Source organism: Mesorhizobium sp. M7A.F.Ca.US.002.01.1.1 (genome assembly GCF_004022955.1).
Classification (GTDB): domain Bacteria; phylum Pseudomonadota; class Alphaproteobacteria; order Rhizobiales; family Rhizobiaceae; genus Mesorhizobium; species Mesorhizobium ciceri.
In genome coordinates, this window is sequence record NZ_RZQE01001078.1 from 1 (window position 1) to 401 (window position 401).

General features: G+C 63.1%; 1 pseudogene. It reads right to left on the reverse strand.

Annotation, left to right across the window (positions count from 1 at the left end):
- Positions 1-401: pseudogene (locus tag EN932_RS37790) on the reverse strand (phosphoketolase); the annotation flags it as partial.

Below are 401 nucleotides of genomic sequence, written 5' to 3' on the forward strand. Positions count from 1 at the left end.
GGAAGCATCAGATCGCGCTTCAGCAGGCCGCCATTTGCGTACGGGCTTGCGCCCATGCGCCTTGTCCCTGTCGGGGCAAGTGCCGCAAGCTCCGGCAACAGGTGCCCGCTTTCGTCGAACAGCTCTCCCGGCTCGTAGCTTCGCATCCAGTTTTCGAGGATCTTGCGGTGCTCCTCATTCCCTCGAGCGTTCGATACCGGCACTTGATGCGAGCGCCAGAAACCCTCGACTTTTTCGCCATCGACCTCCTTCGGCCCGGTCCATCCCTTGGGGCTGCGCAGCACGATCATCGGCCATTTCGGGCGTTGACCATGCCATCCCGGAGCCCGTGCCTGCTCCTGAATGGAACGGATGCGATCGAGCACCGTGTCGAGCGTCGCGGCCATGGATCGGTGCATGGC